General features: G+C 69.0%; 17 protein-coding genes and 1 pseudogene. 13 read left to right on the top strand and 5 right to left on the bottom strand.

Going from position 1 to position 16,682, the window contains the following annotated elements:
• Positions 1–162: 162 nt before the first annotated feature.
• The gene (locus ACR9ZK_RS15480; RefSeq protein ID WP_481342845.1) at positions 163–795 is read right to left on the bottom strand and encodes a TetR/AcrR family transcriptional regulator; all 633 of its coding nucleotides are present in this window, start codon (positions 793–795) and stop codon (positions 163–165) included.
• Positions 796–1,088: 293 nt separating this feature from the next.
• On the opposite strand from ACR9ZK_RS15480, the gene ACR9ZK_RS15485 reads away from it, so the two are divergent.
• From ACR9ZK_RS15485 to ACR9ZK_RS15520, 8 genes are all read left to right on the top strand, one after another.
• Entirely contained in the window at positions 1,089–1,844 is a 756-nt protein-coding gene (locus ACR9ZK_RS15485) for an SDR family NAD(P)-dependent oxidoreductase (protein WP_481342846.1), read from the top strand.
• Positions 1,845–2,056: 212 nt separating this feature from the next.
• The gene (locus ACR9ZK_RS15490; protein WP_481342847.1) at positions 2,057–2,659 is read left to right on the top strand and encodes a sulfite oxidase-like oxidoreductase; all 603 of its coding nucleotides are present in this window, start codon (positions 2,057–2,059) and stop codon (positions 2,657–2,659) included.
• A 104-nt stretch (positions 2,660–2,763) separates the two neighbouring features.
• Positions 2,764–3,381 carry an FAD-binding oxidoreductase gene (locus ACR9ZK_RS15495; protein ID WP_481342861.1) on the top strand — a complete coding sequence of 206 codons (618 nt, stop codon included), beginning with the start codon at positions 2,764–2,766 and terminating at the stop codon, positions 3,379–3,381.
• A gap of 180 nt (positions 3,382–3,561) precedes the next feature.
• Positions 3,562–4,452 carry a sigma-70 family RNA polymerase sigma factor gene (locus tag ACR9ZK_RS15500; protein ID WP_481342848.1) on the top strand — a complete coding sequence of 297 codons (891 nt, stop codon included), beginning with the start codon at positions 3,562–3,564 and terminating at the stop codon, positions 4,450–4,452.
• A gap of 81 nt (positions 4,453–4,533) precedes the next feature.
• Positions 4,534–4,884, top strand: a complete 351-nt coding sequence (locus ACR9ZK_RS15505; RefSeq protein ID WP_481342849.1) for a TraR/DksA family transcriptional regulator — start codon at positions 4,534–4,536, stop codon at positions 4,882–4,884.
• A 440-nt stretch (positions 4,885–5,324) separates the two neighbouring features.
• Positions 5,325–6,305 carry a GNAT family N-acetyltransferase gene (locus ACR9ZK_RS15510; RefSeq protein WP_481342850.1) on the top strand — a complete coding sequence of 327 codons (981 nt, stop codon included), beginning with the start codon at positions 5,325–5,327 and terminating at the stop codon, positions 6,303–6,305.
• A 138-nt stretch (positions 6,306–6,443) separates the two neighbouring features.
• Positions 6,444–6,962 (top strand): Na+/H+ antiporter NhaA, encoded by a 519-nt coding sequence (locus tag ACR9ZK_RS15515; RefSeq protein WP_481342851.1) that lies wholly within the window; start codon positions 6,444–6,446, stop codon positions 6,960–6,962.
• A 101-nt stretch (positions 6,963–7,063) separates the two neighbouring features.
• Positions 7,064–7,678 (top strand): GNAT family N-acetyltransferase, encoded by a 615-nt coding sequence (locus ACR9ZK_RS15520; RefSeq protein WP_481342852.1) that lies wholly within the window; start codon positions 7,064–7,066, stop codon positions 7,676–7,678.
• Between the two features lie 53 nt (positions 7,679–7,731).
• On the opposite strand, the gene ACR9ZK_RS15525 is transcribed toward ACR9ZK_RS15520, so the two are convergent.
• The 4 genes from ACR9ZK_RS15525 to ACR9ZK_RS15540 all read right to left on the bottom strand — a co-directional run bounded on the left by ACR9ZK_RS15525 (position 7,732) and on the right by ACR9ZK_RS15540 (position 11,896).
• Positions 7,732–8,541: an RNA polymerase sigma factor gene (locus tag ACR9ZK_RS15525; protein ID WP_481342853.1), complete on the bottom strand. Its 810-nt coding sequence runs from the start codon at positions 8,539–8,541 to the stop codon at positions 7,732–7,734.
• A 520-nt stretch (positions 8,542–9,061) separates the two neighbouring features.
• Positions 9,062–10,402: an MFS transporter gene (locus ACR9ZK_RS15530; RefSeq protein WP_481342854.1), complete on the bottom strand. Its 1,341-nt coding sequence runs from the start codon at positions 10,400–10,402 to the stop codon at positions 9,062–9,064.
• An 82-nt stretch (positions 10,403–10,484) separates the two neighbouring features.
• Positions 10,485–11,060: an NADPH-dependent FMN reductase gene (locus ACR9ZK_RS15535; protein ID WP_481342855.1), complete on the bottom strand. Its 576-nt coding sequence runs from the start codon at positions 11,058–11,060 to the stop codon at positions 10,485–10,487.
• A 2-nt stretch (positions 11,061–11,062) separates the two neighbouring features.
• On the bottom strand, positions 11,063–11,896 hold the full coding sequence (locus tag ACR9ZK_RS15540) for a tryptophan 2,3-dioxygenase family protein (RefSeq protein WP_481342856.1): 834 nt from the start codon (positions 11,894–11,896) through the stop codon (positions 11,063–11,065).
• 119 nt (positions 11,897–12,015) lie between these two features.
• Here ACR9ZK_RS15540 and ACR9ZK_RS15545 point away from each other — a divergent pair, with 119 nt between their 5' ends.
• The 5 genes and pseudogenes from ACR9ZK_RS15545 to ACR9ZK_RS15565 all read left to right on the top strand — a co-directional run.
• The gene (locus tag ACR9ZK_RS15545; protein ID WP_481342857.1) at positions 12,016–12,948 is read left to right on the top strand and encodes a LysR substrate-binding domain-containing protein; all 933 of its coding nucleotides are present in this window, start codon (positions 12,016–12,018) and stop codon (positions 12,946–12,948) included.
• A gap of 111 nt (positions 12,949–13,059) precedes the next feature.
• Positions 13,060–13,602: a flavin reductase family protein gene (locus ACR9ZK_RS15550; RefSeq protein WP_481342858.1), complete on the top strand. Its 543-nt coding sequence runs from the start codon at positions 13,060–13,062 to the stop codon at positions 13,600–13,602.
• 550 nt (positions 13,603–14,152) lie between these two features.
• Complete coding sequence (locus ACR9ZK_RS15555; RefSeq protein ID WP_481342859.1) at positions 14,153–15,628, top strand: 2-hydroxymuconic semialdehyde dehydrogenase; 1,476 nt, start codon at positions 14,153–14,155, stop codon at positions 15,626–15,628.
• On the top strand, positions 15,625–16,461 hold the full coding sequence (locus ACR9ZK_RS15560) for a 2-keto-4-pentenoate hydratase (RefSeq protein ID WP_481342860.1): 837 nt from the start codon (positions 15,625–15,627) through the stop codon (positions 16,459–16,461). Before ACR9ZK_RS15555 ends, ACR9ZK_RS15560 begins: the two co-directional genes overlap by 4 nt.
• Positions 16,458–16,682: pseudogene (locus ACR9ZK_RS15565) on the top strand (hypothetical protein); the annotation flags it as partial. The gene ACR9ZK_RS15560 and the pseudogene ACR9ZK_RS15565, both read left to right, overlap by 4 nt.

Raw genomic sequence — 16,682 nt, forward strand, 5'->3', positions numbered from 1 at the left:
GGCGTAGAGCTCTGGACGCGTGCCGGCCGAGGGTCTCGATGTCGGGGATCGGCACCCTCGTTGCACGACGTCTCGTCTTGCCCGTCCGCGCGGTGTCCGGTGCGCTGGTTCACCCGCACGAGTCAGGGGCCGGACGCACGGAACGCGCGGAGTCCTTCGGCTCTACGCCGCCTTGGTCGCGTACGAGGCGATGTGCTCGAGTGCCATGTCCAGGGACGCCTGCATCGGGGTCGCGTTGTTGGCCGCCTGCGACAGCAGGTAGCCGCCCTGCAGGGCAGCCATGAGACCGGTCGCGAGGCGTTCGGTGTCTGCGTCGGGCCGTAGCGCCCCGTTGCTGCTCATCCGGTCGAGCGCGTCCTTCATCAGCATCTGCCACGTGTGGAAGTGACCGGCCAAGGCAGTGAGCGCGTCGTCGTCCTGGTCGGCGAGCTCACTGAGCAGGGAGCCGAGGGCGCAGCCGTGAGCGCCGCGCCGCAGCTGGACCCGGTTCACCGCTGCGGTGCGCCAGCGTTCCAGACCACGCATGGAGTCAACGCGGCGCAGCAGGTCGCGCTCGCGCTCCATGATGACCTCGGCGCGGCGCTCGATGACCGCGGCCACCAGGGCGCTCTTGTCCGGGAAGAAGTGATACAGCTGCGACTTGCTCACGCCGGTCGCGGCCCGCACGTCGTCGAGCCGGGTGCGGTTGACCCCGTGGACGAGAATGAGGTCGTCGGCTGCTTGCAGGATGCGGGCACGCGTGGCTGCGCCCCGAGCTGTCAACCGCGGCGGATGCCGACCCTCGTCACCGGGCACACCGCGAGCATATCCGCAGGTGGTGTGATCGCACAGAGGTGGACGGCTCGGTCCTCATCGGGGTCGCGCAGCGGACACCCGTGGCAAGCCTCCGGATTGCTCCCTCAAGGGGCAGCGGGTCACCTCAGGCCCCAGCCGGCGGCGACAACCATCGGGCCGACGGGCCGGTCCCCATAAGGAACGGCTGCCGCGCGCCACCTACCTGCCATGGCTTCGCCGACCGAAGCCCCCGCCCCCACAGCGGCGGCGGATTCACACTCAACCGGAGGTTGCGGCACATGTCAGATCGATTCGTGGGACACAAGCTGGTCGTCACAGGCGGCAGCAGCGGAATGGGCCGGGCCACCGCTGCCACCGTGCTGGGCGAGGGCGGTTCGGTGGTGCTCATCGGGCGCAGCCACACCAAGCTGGACGAAGCAGTCCAGTACCTGGACGGCGGCGACCGCGTCACCGCGCTCGCCGGCGACCTCAACGACGCGGCACAGGTCGACGCCATGGTCGACGCGCTCGCTCGCGACCACGCCGACACCAGCCTCCTCGTCAACTCTGCAGGCTTCTTCATCCCGAAGAACTTCCTGGACTACGACCTCGCCGCCTACGACTCCTACCTGGACATCAACCGTGGCACGTTCTTCCTCACCCAGGGCGTGGCCCGCCTCATGGTCGCCCGTGGTGGTGGCTCCATCGTCAACATCGGCTCCATGTGGGCGCACCAGGCCCTCGGTGCGACCCCGTCGTCGGCGTACTCCATGGCCAAGGCGGGCCTGCACGCTCTGACGCACAACCTGGCCATCGAGCTCGCACCCCAGCGCATCCGGGTCAACGCCGTCGCTCCCGCGGTCGTGGCCACGCCCCTGTACGAAGGCTTCGTGCCGGCGGACCAGATCGAGGAGACGCTGCACGGGCTGGACGGGGTGCACCCGCTCGGTCGTGTCGGCACCCCCGAGGACATCGCCGGAGCCGTCACGTACCTGCTCTCCGACGACGCCGGCTGGGTCACCGGCAGCATCGTCAACGTCGACGGTGGCGTCATGGCGGGACGCAACTGACGGCGACAGCCGCGCGACGCCACGAGTCCCCGGGCGCCGGCGCCGTCGACCCGGCGACCGCTGACCTGTTCAACCAGACGATCCTCGAGACCGAGAGCAGGCGTGGATGCTCGAGGCCGAAACGGCTCCGACAGGCGCGGGCAGGCCATGAAGGGCCCGTGGGCCCACCCCGAACACCACCACCCACCACTGGAAGCAGGTGACGTTCCGACATGTCAGTGACACGAGGGTTCACGAGGCGCGACCGCAGTGACTCGAGGCTCCCTCCGGGGCAGTACGACACCGGCGACAACTGGCCGGTCCTGAGCTACGAGCCCACGCCGAGGTTGGACACGGCCACGTGGACGTTCACCGTCGACGGGCTGGTGCGGGACCCGCACACGTGGTCATGGGTACAGCTGCACCGCATGACGCCATCGACGTACGAAGGCGCCATCCACTGCGTCACCACGTGGTCCAAGTTCGACATGACCTTCCGCGGTGTGTCCGTCGACACCCTTCTGGACCTCGCCGGCGTCCTGCCGGAGGCCACGTTCGTCCTGGCCCGTTCCCACACCGGGTACACGACCAACCTGCCTCTCGAGGACGTCCTCGGCGGCAAGGCCTGGGTCGTGTGGGAGGTCGGCGGCCAGCCCCTGCCGGCCGAGCACGGTGGCCCCGCCCGGCTGCTCGTCCCGCACCTCGCCTTCTGGAAGAGCGCCAAGTGGGTGTCGGGCCTGCACCTGATGGACCACGACGAGCCCGGCCTGTGGGAACGCAGCGGCTACCACGACCGTGGGGACCCGTGGCTCGAGCAGCGGTACCAGGGAGACTGATGGACCGGTTGGTCACGACCCGTGTTCCGCCCGTCCAGCCGTGGCAGACGGCCACGGTCGTCGGGCTCCGATGCGAGACCCTCACGGCGAAGACGTTGCAGCTCATGCTTGCCGGCCCGCATGACTTCGTTGCCGGCCAGCACTTCATCGTTCGGCTGATGGCTGAGGACGGGTACCGGGCGCAGCGGGCGTACTCGGCCGCCTCGGCGCCGGGCAGCGACCCGTTGGAGATCACGGTGGAGCTGCTCCGCGGAGGTGAGGTGTCCACGTTCCTGCACGAGTGCCTCGAGATCGGTGACACCGTCCAGGTACGCGGCCCGATCGGCGGCCATTTCGCGTGGGACGTGTCGGTACCCATGCTCGGGATCGCCGGAGGAAGTGGGGTCGTCCCGCTGATGTCGATGCTTCGCGCGGCCCGAGCCGTCGGTCGTGAGGACCTCGTGACGTTGGTGGTCTCGGCGCGCAGCCCGAGCGAGCTGTACTACGCCAGCGAGCTCGCCGCAGAGCAGACCACGGTCGTCTACACGCGGCAGGCGCCGCCGCGGCATCCCCGTGCTGCGGGACGCCTCACCGAGGCCGATCTGGCTCCCGTGCTGCGACCGGGGCAGCTGCCGTTCGTGTGCGGGTCGCCCGCCTTCTGCGACACGGCCGCCATGCTGCTCGACGCCCTCGGCGTCCCTTCCACGGACATCCGGGTGGAACGGTTCGGGCCCTCCGGATGACGAGAACGCCACGGCCCGAACGGTGCCGCCCCCGACCGGCGCAATGGCCAGCGCCCGTGCTCGCCCTGCCCCCCAGCGAGACCAAAGAACCCCCGCGGACCGGACACGAACACGGACATGAGCGTCCCTGCCGCGGGCATGCGCCGCGTGCCTGGCCGGCGCCGACCGAAGGAGTAACAGATGAGGTGTAGCGCGGTCGCGGCCTATGGAGGGCTGGTGCTCAGCGGCGCTGTCCCGGCGTCCGACCTCGTTGACACGGCGCGTCATGCCGCTCGGTGCTCGGCGTGCACGACGCACCTGGACCAGGTCGCGACGACGTCCGCTCTGATGGCGGCGCCGAGGACGGCACGGCGGACGCGGGCCACGCCAACGATTCCGGGGCACCACGGCCTGCCGGCCAACGACCCCGTCGAGGACCAGCAGAAGTTCTTGGCCCAGCTGGCTCGGGCCGCTGATCCTGCCCATGCCGATGACCTCGTTCAGGAGACCTGGGACTACTTCCTGTCGCAGCTGCGGACTCGCACCCCCCGGCGTGAGGAGCTGGCCGCGCACCTGCTCCGTCAAGCGGCGAGGCACGTGACGGACGACGAGGACACCCGAGAGGAGTGGGCCGACAGCATCCTGGCGCACCACGCGCACTCCTCGTCCGAACCGATCGAGGGCGACCTGCCGGCGGGGTTCGAGGTGAACGGGTCCCTTCGTGACCTGGCTGAGCTGCAGATGTTGGACGCGGACGCCGACCCAGCCGAACTCCTTCTGCCAGAGCTGTACAGCGAGGGCAGCGATGTCGGCAGCTGGGTCAGCCCGCCGAGGGCGTGGCCGGCGCTGACGAGGTTCCTCGGCCCCGAAGCCGAGCTGGAGACCGAAGAGCTGTACGGCGTCGTCGACTCGGCGCTGGACGACCTGCCGCGGCAGGTGGCCGACGTCGTCGACCTCGTCGACATCCAGGGTCAGGAGCTCCTGTCGGCAGCGCTCGTCCTGGGGCGCGAGGTCCCGGACGTGCAGCGTGACCTCGCCCGCGGGCGCAACGTGGTCCGAGCGCGTGTCGGCGCCTACCTCGCGGGCCGCTGAGCCGCCCTGCACCGCCGCGACGCACCCCACGAACGGACCGCGCGACGGACTGCCGCGCGAGGACAGACGAAAGGACTTCTTGTGGACGTTGACCAGGCCAAGACGCTCTTGGATGCCGAGCGCGCCCGCGTGACCGAGCTGCTGGCCACCTCAGCCTCGGCACGCATCGAGGACAACGAGGCCATGCGTGAGGCCGGAGACGGGGACGCGGACGCCGCCCAGCCGTTGCAGCACGAGGTCATCGGCATCACGATCGACGGCATCCTGCGGGAGCGACTGGCGGCGTTGGACCGAGCAGACGCCCGACTCGCCGCTGGAACGTACGGGTTCTCGGTGCAGAGCGGGGTCGCGATTCCCGACGCGCGTCTTGTGGCCGACCCCGCGGCAGAGCTCACCGTCGAGGAGTCCGCTCGGACCCGACGCGGCCACTGACGACGATCGCGGACGAGCACGCGTCCTGCTCGCGCCACCGACGCGGAGCGCTGGGACATGGCAAGGTCGGCCCGAGCGCGCCGGCACCGGATGGCCGCGACCCGCGTCCGCCCACACCACGTCCTCGGCCGTGGCACGCGGCGCGTCCTTCGTGAGGTCGAAGTGCTGGCTCCACGCGGCATTGGATGCGGTCGCTTCATCTGGTGCCGGCTCAGCCACCTGCCGGAGGCGGATCTCGGCACCCAGCGACCCCGCCGCGTCGGCCACCCGGTGTGCCGATCCGATAAGAACTCGGCTGCGGCGGTCACCAGCAGTCGAGCAGCCACTGACCCGTTTGCGCGCAGCCCTGCACCAACGCCATCAAGGTGGTGCCCCCGGTGCATGGCCCGCGACCCGCGGTGACCACGCCCTCGCAGGCTGCACAGCCAAGAAGGTGAACCATGCCCGATCCGCTCGAACGAAGCACCGATGCCACCGCACCCATCGAGATACTCGACAACCCGGTCAACCAGCAGTACGAGGCCGTTCGCTCCGGCACGGTCATCGGCCTGCTGTCCTACAGGTGGACCTCCGTCGGCCACGTCGAGCTCGAGCACACGTACGTCACGCCCCGACTACGCGGACACGACGTCGGGGCGCTGCTCGTGGAGCACGCGATCGGCATCGTCCGGTCCAGAGGCGCGCGTCTTGCGCCGACGTGCTCCTACGTGTCGGAGTACATCCAGAGGCACCCCGAGCACGCCGAGCTGCTCGCGCCCCCCGTCCCGCGACGGCACCGTACCGGCCAAGCGCGTCTCGACGCTGCCGGACCGGATGCGTTCGTGCACGACCGGCACGAGGACCCGCACGACGTCCGCCTCGAGCTGTTGCAGATCCGGACGCCGCGGATCGTGCTGCGCGCCTGGGACCTCGATGACACCGACGTCGCCTACGACCTGTTCGCGCACCCGTCCGTGACCCGGTGGATGCATCCAGTCGTGCCGCAGATCGCCAGCCCGGACGCGGCACGCCGGCTGCTGGACCGCTGGATCGTCGAGTCCAACCGCGCCCCGGTGCCGCAGGGCCGATGGGCCATCGAACGACAGGACACCGGCAAGGTCATCGGCAGCGCCCACCTGACGACGCCGACCAGTGGGCCGCCCCTGCTGACGTTGTGGTGGCACGTCGCGCCGGAGGCGGCACGGCAGGGGTTTGCGTCCGAGGCCGCCCACGCAGTGGCCCACCACGCGTTCAGCGTCGAGGCCATCGACCGCCTCTACGCGCTCATCGACCCGGCCAACGACCGGGCGATCGGGACCGCCATTCACATCGGTATGAGACCCGACGGCTCGACCAGTGAGTACTACGGGATGACCCTGAACCGGTACCGCCTGGACCGGCCGACCTGGAGGAACCCCAAGAACGACGCAGCCTCTCCTTGACGGACTAGCGGCGTTCCCGCACGCCGGACGTGAGACCTTCGGCCGGTGCCGAGGGCACCGTCACACCGAGACCGCCGGGGCACGGCTTCCCTGTGGCTGTGCCCCGGTGCAGTGCCGGCCACTGTGAGAGGTCGCGCAGTGAAGGACCTTGCCCACGAAGACATCTCGCCGCTGTTGGCACCGGGTAAGGGCGAACAGGGGGCGGCTTGGGGTGCAGCCGGCTCGTTCCTGCGGACCGGGTCGGGCAGTGCCGGTGTGCTGGCGCTCGCCATCGTCGCGGCCGTGTGCTGGACCAACGCCGGCTCGAGCTACGCCACCGTCTGGGTCACGCACGTGTCGGTGCTCGTCGGTGAGCACGGTGTGACCCTCACCCTGCGCGAGTGGGTCAACAGCGGCCTCATGGCGGTCTTCTTCATGGTCGTCGGTCTGGAGACGCGCCGCGAGTTCGACCTGGGGGAGCTGCGAGACCGTCGCCGGCTTGAGTGTTCGGTGCCACGCAGATCTCACAGCCGCCCAGCGGTGTGGACCCACCCTCCGGCAGATGCCGCACCTCGCGCTCACCCAGCGGATCGAGCAGTGCGCGCGCACGCCGACAGGGCAGCAACCCGTCCACCCGCCGCCGCTAAGAGACGTCGCGTGAACAGCACTGAGACCTGAGCGCGGCCATGCCGAGAACCATGGTCGCGTCCCCCCGGACAAAGTCCGATGACGGCTGCACCCGACCCCGGAGACACACGTAAAGGAGCTCAGACACCGCAATGATCGACTTCTGCGAGATCGACGGACGAGTCATCCGCACCCCGAAGGTGGTGCTGCGTCCGTGGGCCGGCCGGGACGTGACCGAGGCGTTGAGCATCTACGGCAGCTGTGCCGTGGCGCACTGGCTCGAACCCGAGATGTCACTCGTGCCCGACACCGGAACCATGGCCGGCATCCTGGACCGCTGGATCAGCGAGAACGAGCACGCGGTGCCACCGGTTGGTCGGTGGGCGATAGCGCTAGCGGGGACCTGCGCAGGTCGAGAGGTCGTAGGTGGGGCCGCGCTGCTGCCGTTCGGGCCTGGCGGCGAGGACCTGCAGATCGCATGGCAGCTGCAGCCGACATGGTGGGGCAAGGGGTTGGCCACCGAGGCGGGTCACGCGCTGGCTCACTATGCGTTCGCCAACGGGGCCGCGGAGATCTTCGCGGTGGTCCGTCCCCACAACCGGCGCGCCGCGGCCTTGGCGGGACGGGTCGGGATGGAGTGGGTCGGGGAGACCGACAAGTACTACGACCGGGAGCTGTCGGTCTACCGGCTGCTGCACGCCGACCTGGACCTTCCCGTAGGAGGAGTGCGGATCAACCGACCAGACCGCACCGCCCAGTCGGAGTAGCGCCCCGCATCACTGGGACGCCTGCTTGGTGGTGGCGTCCATGAGCGCATCGGTCAGGACGACGGAACCCCGTACATGAAGCCTCGTTGGGTGAGCTGACGCCGCAGGTTCCGCCGAGCATGGAACATCAGCTGGTAGACGGCGTTTCGGTTCGAGCCAAGCTGTGCTGCCAGCTGCTCGATCGTTGCCCCGTGCACCACAAGGCCCACGAACACCGCTCGTTGCCGAGCGGTCAGGGCGGTCGTCATCGCGGACACCACGGCCTGTCTGAGCTCGAACGCCTCAACGTCGGCGTCTGGGCCATGAGGCCCCAAGGGCGTGATGCGGTCCCAGTCCTCGCCGACCAGCAGGTGAGAGCCGGTGCGGCGGTTGTGCTGGCGGATCTTCACTCGAACCTCGAAGGTGACGAAGCTACGGGCCCAGGTCGTGAACTTGCTCTCGCCTCGGAAGTCACGGATTCGTCTGATGACCGAGACCAACGCGTCCGCAGCGGACTGATGGGCAAGGTCGTCACGCTCGGGGCCGGAAAGGCGCGATGTGCTCGACCGGTGGGCCAGCTCGCTGCGAGCGGCGCGCAACAGATACGCGTACAAGGCGTCGGCGGCGGCTTCGCGGCCGGGCCCTGGGCCGGTCAACGCGCTGGTCCAGCGCGAGTTCTCCTCGGCACGCCCGGGTTCGTCATCTGTCGCCGACGGCGCGTGGTCCGTATCGCTCGGAGTCGATCCCCGGTTCTCCTCCAGCGGCGCCCCTGGAGACTCGTCCGCGACCAGCGACGCGGATGACGGGCCGTAAAAGGGACTAGCTGGTCCACTATATGGGGCTTCCATTTCGGGGCACCGCTGCTCCAATGGCTCGGCAGTCATGGGCGTGTTCTCCGGAGGCTGTTGTGTCGGAATGCATTGACGTTCAGGCGAAGTTGGGCGATCGACGGCCTTCCCTGACGGTGGCCGGAGAAATGGTGTACCCGCTCGGCCCGAGGACTACGAAGTGGACCATCGGGTTCAGTTTAGCCTTTCGTGGATGACGTGGCGAGTCGTGGCCGTCCACGGGCTGGGTCGGCGCGCCGAGGCGGCGAATCGCGGGGCGGGGTGCGGCGCAGCGGTGATGCGTCACCGGTCGCCCGCGAGGCCGCGGTGACGGGGGGCGCGACGGGCACGGATGCATGAGGGCAAGGCGCACGGAGGCCTCGACGAGACGCAGACGGTGCGCAGGGGAGGCGGCCCGCCGGGGAGGTTCGTCCGCGGCCAGGGCTGTCGCGACGCCTGCCCGGCCGGTGAGAAGGCGCGTTGACCCGCCTCAGGGCCGTGCGGCGCGCGTGAGTATTGGGTCGGTCGTCCCGCACAGGCGCCCGGGCCCCCGAGGTCGGGGGCCCGGGGGGCCTGCTCAGTCGAGCAGTCCGACCTGGGCGCGTGCTGTCCGGCTGCGCGCCGCCGTTGTGGCGGTCCTCGTGGCAGGGCGGGGTTGGGAGATGAGGCCTACGGCGACGAGGGACAGGACCGCAACTCCGGTCAGGTACGCGGCGACGACGTTGCTCGTCCCGAACTCGGCGTACAGTGCGGTCGCGATGAGGGGAGCGAACGCGCCCCCGGCAACGGCGCCGAGCTGGTAGCCGAGGGAGACTCCGGAGTAGCGGACCTTGCGGCCGAACATCTCCGAGAACAGGGCTGGCGCCGGCCCGTAGGTGAAGCTGAAGAAGACTTGGGCGACGACCAACGCGATGGTCGCCAGGGTCACGCTGCCGGTGTTGATGAGCCAGAACATCGGGAACACCCAGATGCCGAGCGCAACGGCACCGATGGCATATGTCTTGCGTCGGCCGATCCGGTCGGACAGGTGAGCCGCGGCCGGGATCGTGGCGATCGAGACGACCGCCGCGATGATGACCGCCGTGAGAATGGCGCTCTTGGGCAGGCCCAGGCCGGTGGTGAAGTAGGCCAGGACGTACACGGTCAGGACGTAGTAGGCGGCCGCGTTCAGCAGGGTGGCTCCGGCGGCCTGAAGCGTCTCCTTCCAGTGCTCGCGCAGCAGCTCCACCAGCGGCAGCCGGTTCGACTGGTCCTCCTGCGCAGAGTCCACGCCCTCGAGCCGGGACTGGGCGTAGATACCGACGCCGACCAGAAGAACGCTCAGGAAGAAGGGGATTCGCCATCCCCACTGGAGGAACGCGGCTTCACTGGTGGTCGCGGACAAGGTCACGAAGATGACGTTGGACAGGATGAGGGCCAGGGGGACGCCGATCTGGGCGAAGCTGCCGTAGAAGCCGCGGCGATGCGCTGGCGCGCTCTCGCAGACGATGAGAACCGCGCCGCCCCACTGGCCGCCCAGGGCAAGGCCTTGGATGAGTCGCAGCGCCACGAGGAGGACCGGGGCCAACGTTCCAGCCGACCCATATGTCGGAAGGAACCCGATCGCCGTGGTCGCGGCGCCCATGAGCATCATGGCGGTCACCAGCGTGGGCTTGCGCCCGAACCGGTCACCGAAGTGACCGAACAGCGCCGCGCCGAAGGGCCGCACGAGAAAGCCGACCGCGAACGTCGACAGTGACAGCAGCAGGCCGGCCGAGCTACTGAACGACGGGAAGAACAGCTTGTTGAGAACCAGCGCGGAGGCGGTGGCGTAGATGAAGAAGTCGTACCACTCGATCGCCGAGCCGGCGACCGCCACGATGACCTTCTTGCGCATGCCGAGGGCTGGGCCCTGAGTCGTGTCTGTTGTCGTTGCCATGGGAGTCCTCGTTCGGATAGTGCTGGAGGTGAGCCGAGCGGCGGCTGCACTTGTGAGTGCGGCCGAGCCGTCGTGTCTTTGTTCAGTCGATCGGTGCGCGCGAGCCACGCCCGATCAAGGCGTGCAGCTGTTCGAGGACCAGGCGCAGGACCTCGGCTGTCGGTGAGTTCAAGCCCTCGCCCTCATGGAGCTGCGTGTGTGCGGTGCCGAGAATGAACTCCGGCTGCCGTACGACCGCGGCGTCGAGCTTGTGGAGAATCTGGCGAAGGCTGAGCTGGGCGCGGACGGTCCCGAGTGGGCTCATGGATGCGCCGAGGATCGCGACCGGCTTGCCCTTCAGCGGTGGTGCGACACCGTCCACGGGCCGGGAGAGCCAGTCGAGCGCGTTCTTCAGCACGCCGGGGATCGAGGCGTTGTACTCGGGCGTCGCGATCAGCAGGCCGTCTGCGTCGCGGACCTGGCGCCGAAGGTCGTCGACCTGGCTCGGGGCAGGGGTTTCCTGGTCCTCGTTGAAGTGCGGGAGGCTACCCAGCTGTTCGTACACGTCGACGTGAAGGAGCTCGGGGGCCAGCTTGGCAGCCTCGTCCAAGAGCCTGGTGTTGAAGGAGGCGCGGCGCAGGCTGCCCGAGATGCCGACGATCGTGAACGGCGAGGGCATCCTCACTCACCGCCCGTTCGGGTCGCCCACAGCTCCGGGAACGGCAGCACTGTCAGGGTCGGGGTGAGCCAGGCGACGCCGCTGACGCCGAAGTGTGCGGGCCGCGCGCCGAGGGTGCGGTTGGTCGCGAGGTAGTGCAGGTACCTGTACTCGGCCAAACCTTCGGCCACGCCGATGAGGGCGCGCGCGAAGGCCCGGAAGTCCGACAGGTCAGGGTCGGCAGAGAGAAGCACCGAGGTCCAGAAGTCGACGACGGCCGGCTCGAGGCGTTGCCCGGCGTCGGGCGCCTCGGGTGCGTCCGACGTGTCGGGTGCGTCGGACGTGTCGGCGGTGGGCAGCTCGTGGCCTCGCCGGCGGGCCAGGGCCAAGGCCTCCTCGTACACGCTTGGCGTAGCGAGAGCCTCGCGCAGCTGCGCGTACTGGGCCGGCATGGCGGCCACCTCCTCGGCGAGGCTGGCGTCCTTGAGGCCGAGACGGAACAGCATCTCGCGGTAGGTCCACGACTGCAGGGACGTGGACCTGCCGTGGACTGCGGTCATGCCTTGCTTGATGGCGGCGAAGTCCGCCGGCAGCATCCACCCCAGCGACCGCCAGGTTGCGTTGAGGCCCGCAAAGTGCGAACCAGCGCGCTGCACGGACGACGTCGCCGCAGACAGTGCGTCCCCGCGCAGGTGGTGCGACGCGGCGCCGATGTCGTGCGAGATGAGCGCGAAGTAGAGCTCCTGGACTTGGCACACCACCAGGAAGGAGAGCTCGCCCTCGTCCTGTGTCACCGGAACCTGGAGCGAGTGCAGGGTGTCGGCCTGCAGATAGGTGTTGTAGGCGGTGCCAGACATGGGGTCCTCCACTAGGCGGCGGTGTCTGTGGTCTGTGGACCTATCGTGAGCGCCCTCGTTATGCTCGGCAAATATCAAATCGCATGTGCGGTATTGCTGAACTGGTATGGGGATGAGCCATGAAGAAGCCGAACCTGCTCGACGGGCGGCTCAAGTTCCGCCACCTTCTGTTGGCCGATGCCATCGCCCGACTGGGCACCTTGAGCGCCGCCGCCGAGGAGCTGGGCATCACCCAGCCCGCAGCGACCCGGACGCTTCGCGAGCTCGAGCTGCTCCTGGGCGTGCCGCTGTTCGAGCGCACGTCCCGCGGCCTGTCCTCGACCCCGGTCAGCGAGGCATTCACCATCCACGCGAGGGCGATCATCTCCCAGGTGCGCCAGGCCGAACGGCACGTCCAGGAGCTGCTGGATGCCGACCGGGGCACCGTGGTGGTCGGCGTGCACCTGACGGGCTCGAATGCGTTGGTGCCGCGCGCCGTCGCGAGCTTGAAGGCGCGCCATCCGATGCTCACCGTGGAGCTGTACGAGGCGCTCCCGCAACGCCTGCTCATCGAGCTGGAAGCCGGCCGCCTCGACCTGGTCGTCGGCCGGCTCACCCGACCGACGGACGAACACTTCATCCGGCGACGCCTGCACGACGAGGCGGTCTCTTTAGCCGTGCGCGCCGACCATCCATTGGCGCGGAGGGGGACGTTCCCTGTCTCCGAGCTGTCGAACTACCCCTGGATCATGCCCAGCTCGGAGGCTCGGCTGCGGGGCGAGCTGGAGGTGTTCTTCGGTGAGCAGGGCATCGAGCTGCCCGTGAACCGGGTCGAGACAACCTCCTTCCTGGCCCTGCGGCACCTGCTGCTGACCACGGACTCCATCGCTGCCGTGTCGACCTCGATCCTGAACACGATCGACGGAGCTGTCTCACTGGGTCCCTCGCTCGATCTCGTGAGCCACAGCGTCGGCATCACCCTGTCCGCCTCGCGCCCGCTGACACCTGCTGCGGCGAAGATGATCGAGGTCCTTCAGGAGCTCGTCGACCAGGGTGCGCCCATGACCAAGTAGGTATGCCTTCCGCGTAAACGCGCATTGGCGTGGCATGACCCGGGTCGCGCACGATGATCTCTCCAGCAAAGCCGAAGGCCGGTGTTGGCCTGGCGACGAGGAGTGATTCAGGTGACCACACCCACCAGTACGTTCGTTCCCAACGGGCCTGAGGCACTGGCGTTCAGGCACGCCCTGCGGCACTTTCCCACGGGCGTCAGCATCGTCACCATCAGCGACGGCACCGGCGTCCACGGGATGACGGCCAGCTCGTTCTCACCGGTCTCGCTGGACCCACGACTGTGCGGGGTCAGCGTCAACAAGCCGGGCCGGATGCACGAGCTGCTCATGGCCACCGATGGTTACTACGGGCTGAGCATCCTGAGCAACAAGCAGGGCGCCATCGCAGACTGGTATGCCCGCAGCCCGTGGGCGGTCTCGCCCGACGTGCAGATGGACGTCCAGCACGGTTGCCCCGTCATCCAGGACTGTCTGGCCTGGTTCCTGTGCCGCAAGTGGGGCACCTACGACGGGGGTGACCACTCGATCTTCGTGGGCGAGGTCATCGACCACGGTTCGAAGGAAGAGGGGGACGTCGCGCCCCTGATCTTCCACCACTCCAAGTACTTCAACCTCGGAGACAACATCCCGCGGGGTGACGCGACCGTCCGGTGACGGGCCTCCCCGGAGGCACGAAGCAGTGCCCGAAGGCCGCCGGACCGTCCCGGCCGCCTGGGCGAATGTGCGGACCCTTCCCGCGCATCAGGGTGAGTCCGATGCAGTGACCTGTGCCCGGCAGCCCGCATCCTGACCTGCGACCCGCTCCAGCCCCAGCGGTCCCTGCTAGGTCGCATCGCCCCCTCCTGGGATCCGCGAGCAGGGAACTGATGTACCGCCATTCGTCGACCTGACGTGCGCGTCTCCTCCTGGAAGCGGTCGTGCGAGCCCCCAGGTCATGGACAGGTGGTCGAGCCGGGTCACGCGCGGGGGTGCCGGCGTTGGGCCGCAGTCTCGTTCGAGCTTGTGGTCCACCTGCGCAACCTTGGTGGAGGGCGGTGGAACGTTCCGCCGGACCGACGCTCGCCTGCCAGCGAACCCGTTCCGTCGTCATAGCCGGCTCGAGCGCTCGGTAGACCCTGCACGTGATCAGGCATACCAGAAAGCGCATGACTGGACCGCCAAAGAGCATTAGTCAGGCATCGCCTCTGCTTCCTAGCCTGCATCTATGGCTATTCCCAACGGCACGTCCCACCAGATCCGCAACTTCATCGGCGGGCGGTTCGTCGATGGCGTCGCGACCTTCGACAAGTGCAGCCCGGTCGACGGCTCACTCGTCAGCACCGTGCACGAGGCCGGCCGGCAGCACGTGGACGCCGCTGTTGCCGCGGCCCGAGACGCCCTCGACGCGGGCTGGGCGCAGACCAGTGTGCAGAACCGGGCGGGCATGCTGCGCCGCGTCGCCGACATCATCGAGCGCCGCAGCGAGGACTTCGTCGCCGCTGAGTCGGCGGACACCGGCAAGCCCCTGAGCCTCGTGCGGGAGCTCGACGTCGCCCGCGCCGCCACGAACTTCCGGGCCTTCGCCGACACGGTCGCCGCCGCCGGCCTCGACTCCTACCTGACGGAGCTGTCCGACGGACGCACCGCGTTGAACTACGCCGTGCGCAAACCGCTGGGCGTCGTGGCCATCATCGTTCCCTGGAACCTTCCGCTGCTGCTGCTCACCTGGAAGGTCGCCCCCGCGCTCGCCTGCGGCAACACCGTCGTGGTCAAGCCTTCGGAGGAGACCCCGGCCACCGCGACCCTGCTCGCCGAGGTGATGACGGAAGCCGGCGTGCCGGCCGGGGTGTACAACGTCGTGCACGGCTTCGGGCCCGACTCGGCCGGACAGTTCCTCACCACGCACGCGGACATCGACGGCGTCACCTTCACCGGCGAGTCCTCGACGGGGTCGACGATCATGCGTGCCGTCGCACCCAGCGTCAAGCCCGTCTCGTTCGAGCTCGGTGGCAAGAACGCGGCTGTCGTCTTCGCCGACGCAGACCTCGACAAGGCAGCCGACGGCCTGGCCCGGTCCATCTTCCTCAACACCGGCCAGGTGTGCCTGTGTACCGAGCGGGTCTACGTGCAGCGGCCGATCTTCGAACAGGTCGCGGCCGAGCTGGCCGAGCGGGCCAAGGCGCTGCGACTGGGGCGCCCCGAAGACCCGGACACGACAACCGGTCCGCTGATCTCCCTGGGTCACCGCGAGAAGGTCCTGTCGTACCTGAAGCTGGCCCAGAACGAAGGAGCGAGCGTGCTCGCCGGTGGCGGCGTCCCATCGCTGGGAGGCGACCTGGATGCCGGCGCGTGGATCGAACCGACGCTGTGGACCGGCCTGGACAACAGCCACCGCACCGTACGCGAGGAGGTCTTCGGACCCGTCGCCGCGCTCATCCCGTTCGACACCGAAGTCGAGGCCGTGCGCCTGGCCAACGACACCCGGTACGGGCTGGCCGCGGTGACGTGGACCTCGGACCTGGAACGCGGCCACCGCGTTGCGCAGCAGATGCGGGTCGGGATGTCCTGGGTCAACGCGTGGTACCTGCGTGACCTGCGCAGCCCCTTCGGAGGAGTGGGACTTTCGGGCATCGGGCGCGAAGGCGGCCAGCACTCGCTGCACTTCTACACCGAACCGACGAATGTGTGCGTGCAGCTGTGAGCGCCATCGACACCCTGCACGTGACCGCAGCCCAGCGGGCGGCGGCCGACCGTCTCTGGGACGCCCACACCTCCGGGGAGCCCTGCACGCCTGTCCGGGATCTCATCGGGGACACCGACAACGACAGTGCCTACATCGTCCAGTCACTCAACATCGGACGCCGACTCAAGGACGGACGCAGCATCGTCGGGCGCAAGATCGGCCTGACATCCGCAGCAGTCCAGACACAGTTCGGTGTCACAACCCCCGACTACGGCTCCCTGCTCGACGACATGGTGTTCGCCGACCGTGAGCGGCTGGACCTGTCCACGTTCCTGCAACCGCGCGTGGAGGCCGAGGTCGCGTTCGTCCTCGGTTCCGACCTGGACGCGCCGACGGCGAACGTCGCCGACGTCCTGCGAGCGACCCAGTTCGTCCTGCCAGCCATCGAGGTCGTCGACTCACGCATCAGCGGATGGGACATCCGCATCACCGACACCATCGCCGACAACGCCTCCAGCGGCGCCGTCGTCCTCGGCACGACCCCGCGAGGCCTCGACGGGCTGGACCTGACCGGCCTCGGCATGACCCTCGAGCACGACGGCGACGTGGTCTCTACCGGTACCGGAGCCGCATGCCTGGGCAGCCCCGTGATCTCGGTGGCGTGGCTCGCCCGGCAGATGGCCCGCAGAGGTCGCTCGTTGCGCGCCGGGGAGATCGTGCTGTCCGGCGCCCTCGGACCCATGGTCGGCGTCGACCACTCCGGCACGTACACCGCGCGCCTCGATGGCCTCGGCGAGGTCCGCGCCACGTTCAGCACCCCCCGCCCCACTCACGAAGGAGACCCGGCATGACCGTCGGAGTAGCCATCATCGGCTCAGGCAACATCGGCACCGACCTCATGTTCAAGGTCAAACGCCTGTCCACCACCTTGCACGTCGAAGCCATGGTCGGGATCTGTCTCTTATACACATCTCCGAGCCCACGAGACGGAGCTACATCTAGGGGGGGGTGTTTTGGTTGGGGGGGGGGGGGGGGGGGGGGGGGGGGGGGGGGGGGGGGGGGGGGGGGGGGG

The sequence above is a fragment of the Monashia sp. HAY1-5C genome (assembly GCF_056755255.1).

Excerpts from the sequence above, each read along its gene's own strand:
- ACR9ZK_RS15495 (WP_481342861.1), top strand. The coding sequence starts at position 2,764 with ATGCTTGCCGGCCCGCATGACTTCGTTGCCGGCCAGCACTTCATCGTT.
- ACR9ZK_RS15520 (WP_481342852.1), top strand. The coding sequence starts at position 7,064 with ATGATCGACTTCTGCGAGATCGACGGACGAGTCATCCGCACCCCGAAG.
- ACR9ZK_RS15540 (WP_481342856.1), bottom strand. The coding sequence starts at position 11,896 with ATGTCTGGCACCGCCTACAACACCTATCTGCAGGCCGACACCCTGCAC.
- ACR9ZK_RS15490 (WP_481342847.1), top strand. The coding sequence starts at position 2,057 with ATGTCAGTGACACGAGGGTTCACGAGGCGCGACCGCAGTGACTCGAGG.
- ACR9ZK_RS15530 (WP_481342854.1), bottom strand. The coding sequence starts at position 10,402 with ATGGCAACGACAACAGACACGACTCAGGGCCCAGCCCTCGGCATGCGC.
- ACR9ZK_RS15545 (WP_481342857.1), top strand. The coding sequence starts at position 12,016 with ATGAAGAAGCCGAACCTGCTCGACGGGCGGCTCAAGTTCCGCCACCTT.
- ACR9ZK_RS15510 (WP_481342850.1), top strand. The coding sequence starts at position 5,325 with ATGCCCGATCCGCTCGAACGAAGCACCGATGCCACCGCACCCATCGAG.
- ACR9ZK_RS15500 (WP_481342848.1), top strand. The coding sequence starts at position 3,562 with ATGAGGTGTAGCGCGGTCGCGGCCTATGGAGGGCTGGTGCTCAGCGGC.
- ACR9ZK_RS15555 (WP_481342859.1), top strand. The coding sequence starts at position 14,153 with ATGGCTATTCCCAACGGCACGTCCCACCAGATCCGCAACTTCATCGGC.
- ACR9ZK_RS15525 (WP_481342853.1), bottom strand. The coding sequence starts at position 8,541 with ATGACTGCCGAGCCATTGGAGCAGCGGTGCCCCGAAATGGAAGCCCCA.
- ACR9ZK_RS15535 (WP_481342855.1), bottom strand. The coding sequence starts at position 11,060 with ATGCCCTCGCCGTTCACGATCGTCGGCATCTCGGGCAGCCTGCGCCGC.